Below are 15,680 nucleotides of genomic sequence, written 5' to 3'. Positions count from 1 at the left end.
TTACTGAAGAACGAGTCGAACGGACTGACATCTATTAAAATTTTTTACTCCATCAGTGCAATCAGAATATGAGCATGGCGATCGCGGGTTACACGCTACTAGAAGTTATGACTGAATGCACTAACACGACTGTTTATCGTGCTTATAGGGATACAGACAAAACCTCAGTTATTATTAAAACTCCGAAAGCCGAGCGTACATCTATAGAAGAGCTGACTTACTTAAAACACGAGTATAACATTCTTCACGATCTAAAAATAGTAGGATTCGTTCAACCATTGGCTTTGGAAAGTTATCAAAGCGGCTTAGCCCTAATCTATGCAGATTTTCCAGGGATATCTTTGAAAAAACTGCTCGAATCGCCAAAAAAAATTGAATTGAATAGCTTTTTATCAATCGCTATTCAATTAGTTTCAACCGTCGCTCAGCTGCATCAACACAATATTATTCATAAAGATATTCAGCCCTGCAATATCCTAGTTAATCCTGAAACAGAGCGAGCGCTGTTTATCGATCTTAGTCTTGCTTCACGCTTGCCTATAGAGAATCAGACCATTCGTCATCCTGAATTGTTGGAAGGCAATCTAGCCTATATCTCACCAGAGCAAACTGGTAGGATGAACCGCGCGCTCGATTACCGAACTGACTTTTATTCATTAGGTGTGACTTTCTATGAAATGCTGACAAGACGGCTACCATTTCAGGCAAACAATCCACTAGAACTCATTCACTCCCATATTGCTAAAGCCGCAGTCTCACCGAGAGAATATCAGCTAGAAATTCCGCCAGCGATCGCGGAAATCGTGATGAAATTGCTAGCAAAAACAGCCGAAGATCGCTATCAAAGTGCGTTGGGTTTAAAGGCTGACTTAGAAACTTGTCTGAGAATGTTACAGACGACCCAGAAAATTCCTTCCTTCCGTGCAGGACAACTCGATTTATCTAGTCAATTTCTAATTCCTCAAAAACTTTACGGTCGCGAACGAGAAGTTGCAACTCTTATAGATGCTTTCGAGCGCGTCAGTCGAGGAGCGACCGAGATGATGTTAGTCAGCGGTTATTCTGGGGTCGGTAAATCTTCTTTAGTTAATGAAGTTCATAGACCAATTGTGGGAGCGCGGGGATATTTTATTTCGGGAAAATTCGACCAACTTAAGCGAAATATTCCTTATGCTTCTTTAATTCAAGCGTTTCAAGAATTAATCCGGCAATTACTGACCGAAAGTAGCGATCGCATTGCAAGTTGGCAAGCCAAACTTTTGGCAGCTTTAGGTTCTAACGGTCAGATAATTATTGATGTTATTCCCGAAGTCGAACGTATTATTGGCGTGCAGCCAGCAGTTTCTAGTTTAGGAATAACTGAGTCTCAAAATCGATTTAATCGAGTATTTCGACAATTTATTCACGTATTTACTCAACCAGAACATCCGCTAGTTATCTTTTTAGATGACTTGCAGTGGGTCGATCTAGCTTCTTTAAAGCTGATTCAGTTGCTTGTTTGTGACTCGAATAGTCAATATTTATTATTAATCGGAGCTTATCGCGATAATGAGGTCAGTGGCTCTCATCCTCTAATGGTGACTTTGGCTGAGATGCAACAAGCTCATGTCGTAACGAACGATATTGTCCTTCAACCTTTACAAATTACCCACACTAACCAATTAATTGCCGATACTCTCCGCACGAACACTACTACAACTAAGGCGCTGGCTGAATTAGTGTTTAAGAAAACTCAAGGTAATCCTTTTTTCTTAACTCAACTACTGAAATCTCTATATCAAGATCGACGGTTGACATTTGATTTTGATCGCGCTGGCTGGCAGTGGGATATTCAGGTGCTTCAGGAAATAGATATTACTGACAATGTTGTTGAATTAATGGTTAGCCAAATTCAAAAATTATCACCAAAGACGCAGAACGTTCTTAAGTTCGCTGCCTGTATCGGAGATAAATTTACATTAGATGTCTTAGCCATTGTTAATGAGGAGTCTTTGTTGGAAACTGCGAAAGATTTATGGGAAGCCCTACAAGCAAATCTAATTTTACCCCTTTCTGAAGCATACAAAATTCCGCTAGTTATCGAGCCAGATACCTCAAAAATTTTATTAGTTAAACCATTAAAAGTTAGTTACAAGTTTTTACACGATCGCGTCCAGCAAGCAGCTTATTCTCTCATTCCTGATTCACAAAAACAAGCAACTCATTTAAAAATTGGTCAGTTACTCCTAAAAAATACTGCGGTTGAAGAACGAAAAGAAAATATTTTTGCTTTAGTTAATCACCTAAACTATGGCTCTGACTTACTCACTTTAGATGCGGAAAAATACGAGCTAGCCGAACTAAATGCGATCGCAGGTCAGAAAGCGAAAGCAGCAACGGCATATGAATCTGCTATGCGCTACTTTAAAGTGGGTTTAGGATTATTAACAGCAAATAGCTGGCAGAATCAGTACGAGCTAACACTGGCACTTTACGAATCAGCAGTAGAAACAGCTTACCTGAATGGCGACTTCGAGCAAATGGAGCAATGGGCAACAATTGTCTTACAACAGGCAAAAACTCCGATTGACAAAATGAAAGTTTATGAAGTCAAAATTCAAACTTGCATGGCGCAAGTCAAACAACTCGAAGCGATCGCCATTGGATTACAAGCACTGGAACTGCTAGGGGTGAGATTACCCCAGTCCCCTAGTTCCTTAGATTTGCAACACGCACTCAGTCGCACAGCAACAAATTTGGCTGGGAAAAATATAGAAGACTTGATTAACCTACCGTTAATGTCTGAGGTTGATAAGCTGGCAGCTATCCGAATGCTAACTAGTTTAGGTTCTCCCACCTATCAAGCCGCACCGATGCTATTTCCTTTGGTTGTCTGCGAACAGGTGAATTTATCGCTTGAATTTGGCAATGCACCTTTTTCGGCTTACGGTTATGTTTGTTACGGCGTGATTTTAAACGGCATAGTTGAGGATATTGAGTCAGCTCATCAATTTGGCAAGTTGGCTTTAAACTTAGTGGAACGATTCAACACCCTAGAACTCAAGACAAGTGTATTTTTTGTTGCCGGAGCATGTACGATGCATGGAAAAGTACACGCTAGAGAGACTTTGCCATTGCTACTGAATGGATATCAAAACGGATTGGAAAACGGACATTTTGAATATGGTGGCTATGCTGCCATGCAAAGATACCAATATTCCTATTTTACTGGTCAGGAACTGGCAAATCTGGGGCGAGACATGGCAAACCTTAGCGATTCTCTGCTTCAGTTAAAGCAAGAAAATGCCTTAAGTTGGAATCAAATCTTTCAGCAGTCAGTTTCTAACTTACTCGAACCAACTCAAAATCGTTGCTGTTTGTTAGGGAAAGCGTACAACGAAGAGCGATCGCTACCGCTATTACAGAAAGCCAACGATCGCACTGGATTGCACTACTTTTATACAAACAAACTGATTCTTTGTTATTTATTTGGCGAGTACGAGCAAGCATTAGAGAATGCAGATCGAGCCGCAAAGTATTTAGATGGAGTCAAAGCCTTTCTGGTTGTGCCAGTCTTCTATTTCTACGATTCTCTGGCACAAATTGCCATGTATCCCTCAGCATCGCGATCGCAACAAGAACAACTTCTAGACAGAGTACTCAATAATCAGAAAAAGATGCGAAAATGGGCGGGTTATGCCCCAATGAATTTTCAGCATAAATACGCATTAGTAGAAGCAGAGCAAGCACGGGTATTAGGTCAATATTGGCAAGCTATGGAGCATTACGATCGCGCGATCTCTGGTGCGAGAGAGCATGGATATATTCAAGAAGAAGCCTTGGCAAACGAGTTAGCAGCCAAATTTTATTTGTTACAAGGCAAAGATAAAATCGCTCAAGTTTACTTAATCGAAGCTTACTACGGTTATCTATGTTGGGGAGCGACGGCAAAAATTAAAGATCTAGAGATCGATTATCCTCAAATTCTTGTTAAAAGTCAGAAGCGTCAAGCCTCATCCGAAGCTATTGTTCAAATTCCAACTCCTACACTGAGTGAAAGTTTCAAGAACATAGACTTAGCAACTGTGATGAAAGCTTCACAAGCACTTTCAGGTGAAATTGTTTTAGGCAACCTGCTAACCAAACTCATGCAAATCGTGCTAGAAAATGCAGGGGCAGAAACAGGATTTTTACTCTTAGATAAAGCGGGAGAACTATACATTGAAGCATCTGGAGGAATTGATGCAAGTGAAATTGCGGTGCGGGAAGCGCTACCTCTCAGAATATTAGAAATGCCAGACAAGTATCTTATACTTCCTGTTTCTGTCATCAATTATGTAGCCAGAACTCTAGAATCTATCGTTTTAAATAACGCGACTGTTGAGACAATCTTTGCTGCCGATCCTTACATTGTCGATCGCCAACCAAAATCAGTTTTATGCACGCCAATTCTGCACCAGGGGAAACTAACGGGCATTCTCTACCTAGAAAACAATCTCACAACTGGAGCTTTTACACCTGACCGCCTGGAAATCTTACAACTGCTATCGGCTCAAGCCGCAATTTCAATCGAAAATGCTCGTCTTTATCACGATTTAGAAAACTATAACCAGTCTTTAGAAACTAAAGTAGCGGAGCGGACGCTAGAGCTACAAGCAAAGAACGTGCAACTGCAACAGGAAATTGGCGATCGCCAGCGAGCAGAAATAGCAGCCGAGGCTGCGAGTCAAGCTAAGAGTGAATTTTTAGCCAATATGAGCCACGAACTCCGCACCCCGCTCAATGGCATTTTGGGTTACGCTCAAATTCTCAAGAAAGCAACAGCTTTGACCGAGCAACAAAAGAATGGTTTAGATATCATTCATCGCTGTGGCGATCACTTGCTGACTTTAATCGACGATATTTTAGACATTTCCAAAATCGAAGCCCAAAAAATGGAACTCGATTGTCACGATTTCAATTTTTTAGAATTTCTAGCGGGGATTGTCGATATCTGTCAAATTCGCGCCGAGCAAAAAGGCATTTGTTTAACTTACAAGTCGTCCACCCTGCCGCAATTCATTCGTGCTGACGAGAAACGACTGCGGCAAGTCTTGCTCAATCTGTTGGGCAATGCTGTCAAGTTTACCGAAAAAGGTAGCGTGACTTTCAAAGTGAGCGATCGCGCCGGAAAGCTGCGGTTTCAAGTAGAAGATACTGGAATTGGCATGGCAGCAGAACAGTTAGAAGAAATTTTCTTACCGTTTCAGCAGGTAGGCAGGCATCGCGATCGCGTCGAAGGAACGGGGTTGGGTTTGGCAATTAGCAAGCAGTTGGTGCAAAAGATGGGTGGCGATATCAAAGTCAAGAGTACTTTGGGTCAAGGGAGTATTTTCTGGTTCGAGCTAGAATTACCGAGAATTTGCCGATTAGCTGAAGTTACTAACACAAGTCAACGCAGAATTATTGGTTTCAAAGGCAACAAATTGAAAGTGTTGGTCATAGACGACAAATGGTCGAACCGTTCTGTCATAGTCAATATGCTGGAGCCACTGGGTTTTGAAGTGTTAGAAGCGATCGATGGTCTTGATGGTTTGACTAAGGCGCAGGCGTATAAGCCTGATTGCGCGATCCTAGATTTAGTCATGCCAGGGATGGATGGCTTTGAAGTGACTCGTCGTCTCAGGACATTGCCAGAGTTAGCAGGTGTAGTGGCGATCGCGATCTCAGCTAGCGTGTTCGATTTCGATCGGCGGCAGAGTCAAGCAGTCGGTTGCGATGATTTTCTGCCGAAGCCAGTTCGCGAGACAGATTTATTAGAAAAATTAAGAATTCACTTAGGTTTGGAATGGATTTATGAGGAAGAATCGACAGTTAAAGCTTTAGATAATTCCCCAGCCAGCGAATTGGCAGCAGGAGCGATCGTTCCTCCCCCAGCCGAGGAGATGGCAAAGTTGCTCGATTTGGCAATGAGGGGTGATATCCGGGGCATCTTGGAACAAGCCGCTAAAATTGAAGCATTAGATCGACGGTGGATGCCATTTGCACTGCATCTGCGTCAACTCGCTAAAAGTTATAAAGAGAAACAAATTCTGGAGTTTGTGAAAAAATACTTAGAGATCTAGAGGCATGAATGAGCGTGGCTACTGCCGAACCAGGCACGATCCTAGTGGTCGATGATACTCCTACTAATTTGGAGATCCTTTTCGATTTCTTAACTAATTACGGCTTCAAAATTTTGATCGCTGAAGATGGTGAAAGCGCGCTCCAAAAAGCAGCATATGCCTCACCAGATCTGATCCTGTTAGATATTTTGATGCCAGGGATAGATGGTTTTGAAACTTGCAGCCGCCTCAAAGCCAGTGAATCAACGCGGGAGATTCCAGTAATTTTTATGACTGCCTTATCTGAAACAGCAGATAAAGTGAAGGGTTTGCAGGTGGGAGCAGTCGATTACGTGACTAAGCCATTACAGCATGAAGAGGTTTTGGCAAGGGTGCAGACGCATCTCCGGTTGCGATCGCTAACCAAGCAACTCCAAGCGCAAAACGTACAGTTAGAGCAGGAGATCGAGCAGCGCCAACGGCAGTATCAGCGATCGCAATTATTTGCTGAAGTCACGCTGAAAATTCGCCAATCTCTTCAGTTAGAGGACATACTACAAGCGGCGGCGATCGAAGTCCAGAAGATTCTGCAAGCAGATCGAGTTGTAATTTATCGCCTGCGATCGGATGGTACTGGTAGTGCAGTTGCTGAGGCAGTGCTACCCGGCTGGTTCTCAGTTCTGGGACAGCAATTTGCTGCGGAAGTTTTTCCAGAAGACTGCCATCAGCTTTACTGTCAAGGGCGAATTCGTGGCATTGCCGATGTGGAACGGGAAGAAAACATTGCGCCTTGTTTAGTTGAATTCATGCGGCAATTCCAAGTTAAAGCAAAACTGGTCGTGCCAATTATTATCAAAGAAGAACTCTGGGGGCTATTGATTGCTCATCAATGCAGTAGCTCGCGAGACTGGACTGATTTTGAGACAGAGTTGCTGGGACAGCTAGCCGATCAAATTGGTATTGCTATAACTCAAGCTCAACTTTTAGAACAAGAAACTCGCTACTCTCAGGAGCTAGCGCGATCCAATGCCGAACTGCAACAGTTTGCCTCGATCGCCTCTCACGATTTGCAAGAACCATTGCGCAAGATTCAGGCATTCGGCAACAGACTTCAAGAAAAATATGGCGAGGTGCTGAGCGAACAGGGGGCTGATTATATCAGGCGGATGCAAAACGCCGCCCAGAGAATGCAGATTTTAATTGACGATTTGCTCGTATTTTCACGAATTACAACTAGAGCGCAACCTTTCGTTGTCGTGAATCTTGCCAAGGTAGCAAAAGAGGTACTATCAGATTTAGAAGTGTCAATTCAGCAAACTGAGGCGCATGTGGAGTTGAGCGAGCTGCCAACCATTCATGCAGACCCGTTACAAATGCGTCAGTTATTGCAAAATTTGATTGGCAACGCCCTCAAATTTCGGCGAAAAAACAAACTTCCTCGCGTGAAGATCTACAGTCAAATTATCGATAATCGCGAACAATTAACTGAGAATTCGCTAAATACTCATCTTTGTCAAATTACAGTTGAGGATAACGGTATTGGTTTTGACCAAAAGTATTGCGATCGCATTTTTCAAGTTTTTCAACGGTTGCACGGTCGCAGCGAGTACGAAGGCACGGGCATAGGTTTAGCGATTTGCCGTAAGATTGCTGAGCGACACGGTGGTAGTATTACAGCCGAAAGTACGCCAAGCCAAGGAGCAAAATTTATCGTGACGCTACCCGTGCATCAATCCATAGATTGAGGGGGTTTTGTTCGTGTCGCTGGGATATGCGATCGCTTTGATACTGGTCAGGAGCGATTAATTTTGTTTATCATTCTGATAAGAAACTCTATTTGTTTCGCGCCATCTTGTCACCTAAAGTAAAAACATCGTCCTTTTCAGCTAGTTTTTCCAATGGAACTTTCGAGCAAATCTGAATATGCACTGCTGGCGCTGTTAGAGTTGGCGAATGCTTATCAGAGCGCTCAGCTGCTCCAAATTCGGCAGATAGCAGCCAGACGAGATATACCAGAGCGTTATTTGGATCAACTGCTGGCAATATTGCGGCGAGGCGGACTGATTAAGGGTATCCGTGGAGCTAAAGGTGGTTACATCCTGGCACGAGAACCACGTCAAATTACGCTGCTAGATGCTTTGCGTTGTATCGAAGGATTAGACATCGTGGCTTCGGGAGCGTTCTTCTCTCCCGAAGCGACAGAAAGAGGCGCGATTGAGGAAGTTTGGTACTCAGCAGAGCAAGCGGCTAATGCGGTTTGGCAAAACTATACGCTTCAAGACTTGTGCGATCGCGTTGCCGCTCGTCGGCAGTTAGATTATATGTACTATATCTAGGCTTAAGCGGCATTTTTAGTTCGTATCTTTGCCATATTTAACTTCTGGTTTCAATATCGTACAACTTGCATAAAGTAAGGACTTTTTGCTTGAGGCGATCGCGCATACTCTCCGGCGATACAATGACGCAATCTTCCCAATACCGTGCCACTTCTCGAATTAGCCAGAAAGGATTAGCAACTCGCCGTACGACTTGACGCACATCCCCAATCGTTTCGTCTTCAAGATCGTTTTCCTTCGGTTGGTAAGCTTTGGCTAGCCAACCCCGAAAGTGTAATTGCACTTTCATAGAGTCAAGTTCACCTCGCCAATCTCCACTTGTAGCAACAACAGATTTAATTCTGTCAAAGCTCAGGCAACGGTTGTGCCAAAGTTCGGGTAGTTCTGGAATATCATCTTCTACATCTGCTGTCTCATCGCACCAAATCATCAAATGGAAGCGTTTATCAAAAAATTGCACTTCAGCATGACGGACTTTGTAATCCAAGTCTTTACCTTGAGAGTTCTGGTATAGCAGGTAAAAAGGCTGCTTTGCTTGAATTAATTCTTCTATCCTACTCCTCCATTCTCGGACGGGTTGACCGAGTTGTTTCATCAGCGATTGACGAAGTGGCGCTTCAAGATTGCCACGTTCTAGCAGAAGTGCAAGTACAGTTTGCGCTTCTCCTATGTGACCTGCATCGTTAAGCGCTTTGATAGCCTGCTGCAAAGCGTTGACTTGGTTAGAGTCAAGCGTGAAGGGCTTTCCAACTTCTACAGAGTGTTGTGCGATCGCCACGATTAAGCCCGAAATACTAGGGTCTTTGCCCCAGAAAATATTGAGACGGCGAGCGATCGCTTCTAGTTGTTTCTTAGTTCCTGGCGGAATTGACAGTGTAATCGTGTCTTTTTTTCGAGGCATTTACGAAATGTAATTGCACTTTTTAAAACGTTATGTCATATTCATAAATGTAATTATAAATAGTCTGATTGCAAAAAGTGCAGTGACACAGCTTTAACTTGCAAGATTGTCTCCGTATAAGCACTCATCTCAAAAGTTGGCTCAGCAACCTAGACTTGATTTTGGATTGAAATAACTGTATATGATCAAGCGCAATAGGCTTTTAAATCGCCCTCCCAAAAGTTTGGAGGAGCGTTATTTCAGCGAAATTCGCCCTCAGCTATACGAAAATCACGCACACCATCATCAGTATGGGGTAAGGAAAGGAACAACCCTTGCAGAACATTTAGATTCTGCGTCACCACGGTTCAGTTAAGGCTCAAAGTGTTGTAAATTAAGCATTGTTCCCAAGAATGGAAAGTGAGTGTAGTGCATCTGAAGGATTTCTCATTGTTGTCTCCTACGATACAAAGTAGTGATGTGTTCAAAGCGATAGAGGCAGCCATCCCATCCACGGAGATCGAGCAAGCGATCGCTAAAACTAAAGTTTGTGAACAACGTAAACGCTCGTTACCAGCACAATTGGTAATTTGTTTGGTAATTGCGATGAGTCTGTGGTCACGAGATTCGATGAGAGATGTGCTGAAAAACTTAATTGATGGGCTGAGCGAAGCATGGGTGAAAGTGGGGAAATACTGGCGAGTTTTTGTAAATCAGCAATAACGCAAGCCCGACAACGATTAAGTCCAAGGGTGATGAGTCAATTGTTCCATCAACTGGTGCGACCAATGGCTAGCACCGATACCAAAGGAGCATTTCTCAATGGATTGCGAATTGTGGTAATTGATCGGACTTGCTTCGATCTGCCAGACAGCGATGAAAATGCGAGAGTTTTTGGTCGTCCGAGCAGCCGTCCTGGCACACAAGCCGCATTTCCCAAACTGCGATTAGTCATTTTGGTAGAAGCAGGAACACATTTAATCTTTGATGCATTGATGTGTCCATATCGAATAGGAGAACGAGTGCGGGCATTAAGATTATTACGCTCCGTGAGTTCAGGGATGTTGTTGATGTGGGACAGAGGGTTACATTCTTATGCAATGGTGCAAGCAACTGTCACAACTGGTAGCGATTATTTAGGAAGAATTCCCGCAAATGTCAAGTTTTTGTGCGAAGAACCACTGGCGGATGGTTCTTATCTGAGTTGGATTTATCCACCTGCTAAATTCCGCTCAAAAGCTTGCCAGCCCATACAAGTCCGAGTGATTGAATACACAATTGGTAATACCGACAACCCAGAGGAACAACTAAGATATCGCTTAATTACCAGCTTATTGGAATTGGAGAAATTTCCGGCTCAACTACTGGCGATTGAATATCATCAACGCTGGGAAGTAGAAAATACTATTGATGAACTCAAAGTACATTTATCAGGACGAAAAACTCATATTCGCTCTCAAAACCGCGTGAAGTTGTGCAGGAAGTTTACGGGTGGTTGTTAGGACACTGGGCTGTGCGGTTATTGATGTTTCAAGCTGCAAAGAGCGCGGGTATCACTCCTTTGCGTCTGAGTTTCACTGGGACATTGCGAGTTATTCGTCGTGCTATCCCGAAATTTCAACGCTTGCAATCACAAGAACTCCCCTTTTTTAAGTTGGTTAACTGTAGAGATTTTAGACACTCTGTTACCTGAACGAGTTTCTCGTACCAATCCCAGAGTTGTAAAAAACCTGTATCCAAGTTTCGCTCAAAAAGCCAAGACATCGAGCCACCCCCCCCCGAACCAATCCTCCTATTTTCTTTATCCTCAGCACAGCGTAGCCTTAAATGAACCGTATTGGGCTATAGTATTCTTTATTCTGAAGCGTATTTTTTTCTAAGCGATAGCCAGCAACACGATTTTTTATAATTTTTGCTGGATCGTTTATTACTGTTGCATTCATTTCTAGCGGGTTAAAAATTAATTCTTTCAGTAAGACTTCATAAGGTTTGCCGCTGACTTTTTCCAGCATAAAACCGAGCAAATAATAACCAGTATTGTCATAAGACCAATATTCTCCAGGTGAAAACATCAATGGTAGTTCGGATACTAAAGCAATAATTTCTTGTCTAGAAATATCGAGTCGAGTTTTTTGCCAGTATTCCGCCACAGATGTATAGCTGGGAATCCCAGATTGATGACAGAGAATATGTTTTAAAGTTACTGGCTGCCACGCTGCGGGGGGATTATCTAAATAGTCGGTGATGCTGTCATTCAGACTAATGTTATTTTGTTCTGCTAACATCATTGTGGCAGTAGCAGTAAAAGTTTTGCCAACTGATGCTAATTCATAAACAGAATTTTCCGTTGCTGGTACAGACAATTCCACGTTAGCTAATCCATAGCCTTTCACTAACAGGGGAATACCATTTTTTACTACTGCAATAGAAAACCCAGGAATAGAACGAGCAATTCTTAAATTTTCAATATATTCGTCCATTGCGATCGCTTTTAAGCTACTTTAGCTAAAAATTGCATGACTGCTCGATTAAATATTTCTGGAAATTCCATCCAATAATTATGTCCGCCTTTCTCCGATACGACTAATTCTGCGTTAGGAATATTTGCAGCTAACTCCTCAGAAAAATTCAAAGGAATAAATATTTCATCTTTGCCAATAAGTACTAAGGTAGGAGCATAGATTCGCTCTATATCGCCTCTTGTATCGTGTTGTAAAAGAGCAGCAACTTGTCCAGAGAAACCTTGTATTTGTTGGGGATGGGGATGATTCAAGCCTAAGTTTATCGCTGCCGTAACTCGTGCCTCATCTGCCAAAAATTCATCTGTAAAAACCCATAAACAAATCTCTTGAAGACGTATTTCTGCCGAAACTTGCTCTGTTGACATCTTTAACCACAGTTTAGTCAAATACCTAGCCCTAGCCGGAAATCGAGCGGCTGTCGTCACTAATATTAAGCTTTTGACAATTTCTGGGTATTTCAAAGCAATTTGCTGAGCGATCTTTCCACCCATTGAAAAACCTAAAATATGACAATTTTTGATATTCAAAAATCTCAATAATTCTACCGTATCATCAGCCATCATTTCAGTAGAGTAAGGTATATTAGGAGAATCAGATTGCCCTACGCCGCGATTATCAAGAACAATAACTTGATACTTTTGAGAAAATGCAAAAATCTGATCTGCCCAAGCACTACTATCCAAGCTCAAACCTTGAATTAGGACTAAAGGCTCTCCAGCTCCATGTACCTCATAGTACATATTAATATTGCTCAACTTAGCTGAAGGCATTTTTCTCTCCTTTGTTCGCTTTAAATCTTACTCAGATAGTAAAATACCTTCCCTTCTTTGCGTCTTTGCGTCTTTGCGTGACATTTCAATCCAAATTTATTGGCAACCTAACCTGAAACTTAGTTTCCCCTACCTTTGTCTCAAATCGAATATCACCCTTATGCTGTCCGACAATAATTCGTCGAACAATATCCAACCCCAAACCCGTCCCTTTACCAACCTCTTTTGTAGTAAAAAACTGCTCGAAAATCCGCGACTGAATATCTGGTGCAATACCTACACCATTATCAATAATTTCTACCAAAACGCGATCGCCTTCTTGACTAGTCCTAATCCAAATCTGCCCTTTACCACCCGTAGCATCGATCGCATTATCAATTAAATTCGTCCAAACCTGATTCAATTGACTGCCATAAGCACTAATCTTAGGTAAATTGCCATACTCTTTATGCACGCTAACGCCTTGTTTCAATTTGTACTTGAGAATCGTTAACGTACTATTAATTCCCTCATGAACGTCTACTTCTTGGATGGGGGCGCGATCCATGTAGGAATATTCTTTCATCGCTTTAACTAATTCTCCAATCCGCCCCGAACTTTGTTGTAATTCGTATAACAATCCGCTTCCCGTGACTGTTGCATCCAACCAGCGCAATACGCTACTCAAACATTCAGGTGTAATATGAGCTGTAATTTCATCTAATTTTTCTGTTGTAATTCCAGCGTTAACTAGTGTAGGGGCAAGTTTCCAACTTTCTTTAACATTGCGATCGTCTAACCAATCAGTAACCTCATCTTCCGCTTCACTTTGGGCAATTGGATCGCGACGAGAACAAGTTTTTGCTGTTGCGCTCGCCTGTTTATATAACTCGCATAAAAAGTCAATTTGTGCTTTATCTAATGGCTGTTGATGTATTTTTAAAGCCAAAGCAGGTAATTGCTGTAAAATTTCATCCAAATTCTGGACATTTCTTTTTACCGCCGCTGCCGGATTATTTAATTCATGTGCTAATCCAGCCGATAAAGTACCAAGAGAAATTAGTTTTGCTTGCTGCTGAGTGACAGATTCGTGAAGTTGCGATCGCTGCGTGGCAATTTTTAAAATACTGCGCCATACTTGAGGGCAGATTTCTAACATCTGCCAAAAAGCTTCTGGATTGAGTTTATAAAGTGTAACGGGAGTCAAGGCGCGTCCGCTGGTAGGATAGGGTTCGTCTAGCAGTAAAATTAATTCTGCAAATACTTCCCCAGAACCTAAATTGACGGCATGTGCTGCTTGTCCATCTACAGTTCGCGTCCATTCTGTAACTCCTTCTAAAATGATATAAAATCCATCTGGCGGATCTCCTTGTTTGGCAATTTGCGTACCCGCATCGAGTTGAATTTCTATACCAAGTTGAGTTAAACACTGCAACTGCGTGTCATCTAAATGAGCAAAAATTGGTACTTGTTGTAGGGATAATTTAGTAGCTGTCATTTCAATTGGTAACTGGTAATTGGTAATTGATGGCTGAGACGCTACGATAAACGTGCTGCTGCTTCCCGTAATCGCTGATTACAGTTAGCGATAATAGGGCTACCGTGGGCAACGGAAATAACTTGTAAGCCGTGTATACTATCAGCTAATGTTTCTAACCATTGACGATAAGCATGGCGATCGCGTAGAAAAAATTGCCTACCTAAAAAAGTCATACCAAAAAATCCATTTGCTCCAATAGCACTTGCTCCCAACCATTGAAATGTAAACTGTCCTTTGGGTGAGTTTTGTTGTAAATATAACTTATTTAAATTAAATAAAATATCTGTAAATATTAATGCTTTTCCTGTAGGTAATGGTAATTCATAAACGAGTTCCTGCGGACGAATACCAGCAGGTTCGTGGCAGATAATGTCATATTTTGGTAATACTTCTTCTGCAATTCCATCTACTGCTATGACTTCTTCAACATATGGTTTTGCAGCGGCGGGACAAACGATTGTAAGTTGTGGATATCGCTGTTTGTATACGCCAGCATCTAACCTATGAATGCGGTTGGGTACTATTAAAATTTTAGGTACGCCTAAAGACTCAAGCTGTGACATTCCCGCTTCGTTGAGTGCGATCGCGCTGTGAATTAGTAAACTAGAGTCTGGCAATTTATACACCACCATTTCACGCGGAACCATAGTAGAACTTGGTAAAATACCAGTAACGTGCCATAGATTCGGCGCTAGTTCTGCAATTGCACTATGAGGTAAAATATGAGATTGCCACTCATCTTTAGAAGAAGTGCTTTTACGAGGTTTAATTAGAGAGAAGAAAGCATAGAATAGCTCAGAATTTCCTTTTTCTTCTTGTTTCATACACCTATTACCAAAGTCTTTGCATTGGATAAGCATCGAAAGCAGAATCGATACTTAATATTGGTAATTGCTCTACCATTGCTTGTGAGATTGACAGGCGATCGAACGGATCGCGATGGTGAAGAGGTAAGGATGCAACTACAGCAAGATGGTCAATTTTAATTTCTAATAAATCGAACTTATTTAGACTAAGTTGCTGAATAATAAAGACTTCAAATGGCAGATTAAACCTTAGCTTGCCCGTGCTTTGTTTAATTGCCATTTTCCAAAGGCTAGCTACACTCAACAAAATATCATTATTTACATCATTAATTATCTCCAAAACTAAGGTGGTTATTTGTCTTTCATTCGCTACATACCAAATAAATGTATGAGTATCTAGCAAGAACCTCATTACATGTAATCCTTAAAATCTTCTAGAGGTTCATCAAAATCATCGGATATTGTTACTAAGCCTTTAGCGTTTCCTGGCTGACGGCGACGTTGAGTTGCCAATAGCGGCGTGAGTTGAACTAGTGGCTGTTCGTCTTTTGTAATAATGACTTCTTCCCCACGCATTGCAGCTTCAATTAATTCTGATAAGTGTTTAGATGCTTCAACAAGATTAACTTATCGCATAGCTATAACCTCTCTATTTCTACTTCTATCTTGGCTCAGGAATGGGTAATTGGTAGTTGAGCGCATATCATTTTGACTTTCGTACGGGCGAGTTTACAAGATAATCTTTGTCGGAGTCAGAGTTGTTTGGTAAACCCGCCTCTACAACT

General features: G+C 42.0%; 9 protein-coding genes and 2 pseudogenes. 4 read left to right on the top strand and 7 right to left on the bottom strand.

The window, feature by feature from the left end; all coding sequences use genetic code 11:
* Nucleotides 1–68: 68 nt before the first annotated feature.
* The 3 genes from N4J56_RS05075 (at nucleotide 69) to N4J56_RS05065 (ending at nucleotide 8,398) form a co-directional block, all read left to right on the top strand.
* Nucleotides 69–6,083 (top strand): AAA family ATPase, encoded by a 6,015-nt coding sequence (locus tag N4J56_RS05075; RefSeq protein WP_317105460.1) that lies wholly within the window; start codon nucleotides 69–71, stop codon nucleotides 6,081–6,083.
* A gap of 8 nt (nucleotides 6,084–6,091) precedes the next feature.
* On the top strand, nucleotides 6,092–7,807 hold the full coding sequence (locus N4J56_RS05070; RefSeq protein ID WP_317105459.1) for a response regulator: 1,716 nt from the start codon (nucleotides 6,092–6,094) through the stop codon (nucleotides 7,805–7,807).
* Nucleotides 7,808–7,960: 153 nt separating this feature from the next.
* Nucleotides 7,961–8,398, top strand: a complete 438-nt coding sequence (locus tag N4J56_RS05065) for an Rrf2 family transcriptional regulator (RefSeq protein WP_317105458.1) — start codon at nucleotides 7,961–7,963, stop codon at nucleotides 8,396–8,398.
* Nucleotides 8,399–8,435: 37 nt separating this feature from the next.
* Here the strand turns inward: N4J56_RS05065 and N4J56_RS05060 are convergent, their stop codons facing one another.
* Complete coding sequence (locus N4J56_RS05060; RefSeq protein WP_317105457.1) at nucleotides 8,436–9,299, bottom strand: WYL domain-containing protein; 864 nt, start codon at nucleotides 9,297–9,299, stop codon at nucleotides 8,436–8,438.
* 498 nt (nucleotides 9,300–9,797) lie between these two features.
* On the opposite strand from N4J56_RS05060, the pseudogene N4J56_RS05055 reads away from it, so the two are divergent.
* Nucleotides 9,798–10,971, top strand: a pseudogene (locus N4J56_RS05055) (IS4 family transposase).
* A gap of 130 nt (nucleotides 10,972–11,101) precedes the next feature.
* On the opposite strand, the gene N4J56_RS05050 reads toward N4J56_RS05055, so the two are convergent.
* The 6 genes and pseudogenes from N4J56_RS05050 to N4J56_RS40765 form a co-directional block, all read right to left on the bottom strand.
* Entirely contained in the window at nucleotides 11,102–11,758 is a 657-nt protein-coding gene (locus tag N4J56_RS05050; protein ID WP_317105456.1) for a serine hydrolase domain-containing protein, read from the bottom strand.
* A gap of 11 nt (nucleotides 11,759–11,769) precedes the next feature.
* Nucleotides 11,770–12,570: an alpha/beta hydrolase gene (locus N4J56_RS05045; RefSeq protein WP_317105455.1), complete on the bottom strand. Its 801-nt coding sequence runs from the start codon at nucleotides 12,568–12,570 to the stop codon at nucleotides 11,770–11,772.
* A gap of 85 nt (nucleotides 12,571–12,655) precedes the next feature.
* Nucleotides 12,656–14,047, bottom strand: coding sequence for an ATP-binding protein (locus N4J56_RS05040; RefSeq protein WP_317105454.1), 1,392 nt, complete (start codon nucleotides 14,045–14,047; stop codon nucleotides 12,656–12,658).
* Nucleotides 14,048–14,088: 41 nt separating this feature from the next.
* The gene (locus N4J56_RS05035) at nucleotides 14,089–14,913 is read right to left on the bottom strand and encodes a hypothetical protein (protein WP_317105453.1); all 825 of its coding nucleotides are present in this window, start codon (nucleotides 14,911–14,913) and stop codon (nucleotides 14,089–14,091) included.
* A 7-nt stretch (nucleotides 14,914–14,920) separates the two neighbouring features.
* On the bottom strand, nucleotides 14,921–15,307 hold the full coding sequence (locus N4J56_RS05030; RefSeq protein WP_317105452.1) for a type II toxin-antitoxin system VapC family toxin: 387 nt from the start codon (nucleotides 15,305–15,307) through the stop codon (nucleotides 14,921–14,923).
* Nucleotides 15,307–15,522 (bottom strand): annotated as a pseudogene (locus N4J56_RS40765) (type II toxin-antitoxin system Phd/YefM family antitoxin); the annotation flags it as partial. The gene N4J56_RS05030 and the pseudogene N4J56_RS40765, both read right to left, overlap by 1 nt.
* Nucleotides 15,523–15,680: the final 158 nt, after the last annotated feature.

Origin of the sequence: Chroococcidiopsis sp. SAG 2025, assembly GCF_032860985.1 — a bacterium.
Lineage (GTDB): Bacteria > Cyanobacteriota > Cyanobacteriia > Cyanobacteriales > Chroococcidiopsidaceae > Chroococcidiopsis.
The sequence above is the reverse complement of the archived record's forward strand: the minus strand, read 5'-3'. Positions and strand labels throughout refer to the sequence as shown.

What these genes read in the sequence shown, in the direction of transcription:
- N4J56_RS05060 (WP_317105457.1), bottom strand. Translation starts at nt 9,299, where the DNA reads ATGCCTCGAAAAAAAGACACGATTACACTGTCAATTCCGCCAGGAACT.
- N4J56_RS05065 (WP_317105458.1), top strand. Translation starts at nt 7,961, where the DNA reads ATGGAACTTTCGAGCAAATCTGAATATGCACTGCTGGCGCTGTTAGAG.
- N4J56_RS05035 (WP_317105453.1), bottom strand. Translation starts at nt 14,913, where the DNA reads ATGAAACAAGAAGAAAAAGGAAATTCTGAGCTATTCTATGCTTTCTTC.
- N4J56_RS05050 (WP_317105456.1), bottom strand. Translation starts at nt 11,758, where the DNA reads ATGGACGAATATATTGAAAATTTAAGAATTGCTCGTTCTATTCCTGGG.
- N4J56_RS05030 (WP_317105452.1), bottom strand. Translation starts at nt 15,307, where the DNA reads ATGAGGTTCTTGCTAGATACTCATACATTTATTTGGTATGTAGCGAAT.
- N4J56_RS05040 (WP_317105454.1), bottom strand. Translation starts at nt 14,047, where the DNA reads ATGACAGCTACTAAATTATCCCTACAACAAGTACCAATTTTTGCTCAT.
- N4J56_RS05070 (WP_317105459.1), top strand. Translation starts at nt 6,092, where the DNA reads ATGAGCGTGGCTACTGCCGAACCAGGCACGATCCTAGTGGTCGATGAT.
- N4J56_RS05075 (WP_317105460.1), top strand. Translation starts at nt 69, where the DNA reads ATGAGCATGGCGATCGCGGGTTACACGCTACTAGAAGTTATGACTGAA.
- N4J56_RS05045 (WP_317105455.1), bottom strand. Translation starts at nt 12,570, where the DNA reads ATGCCTTCAGCTAAGTTGAGCAATATTAATATGTACTATGAGGTACAT.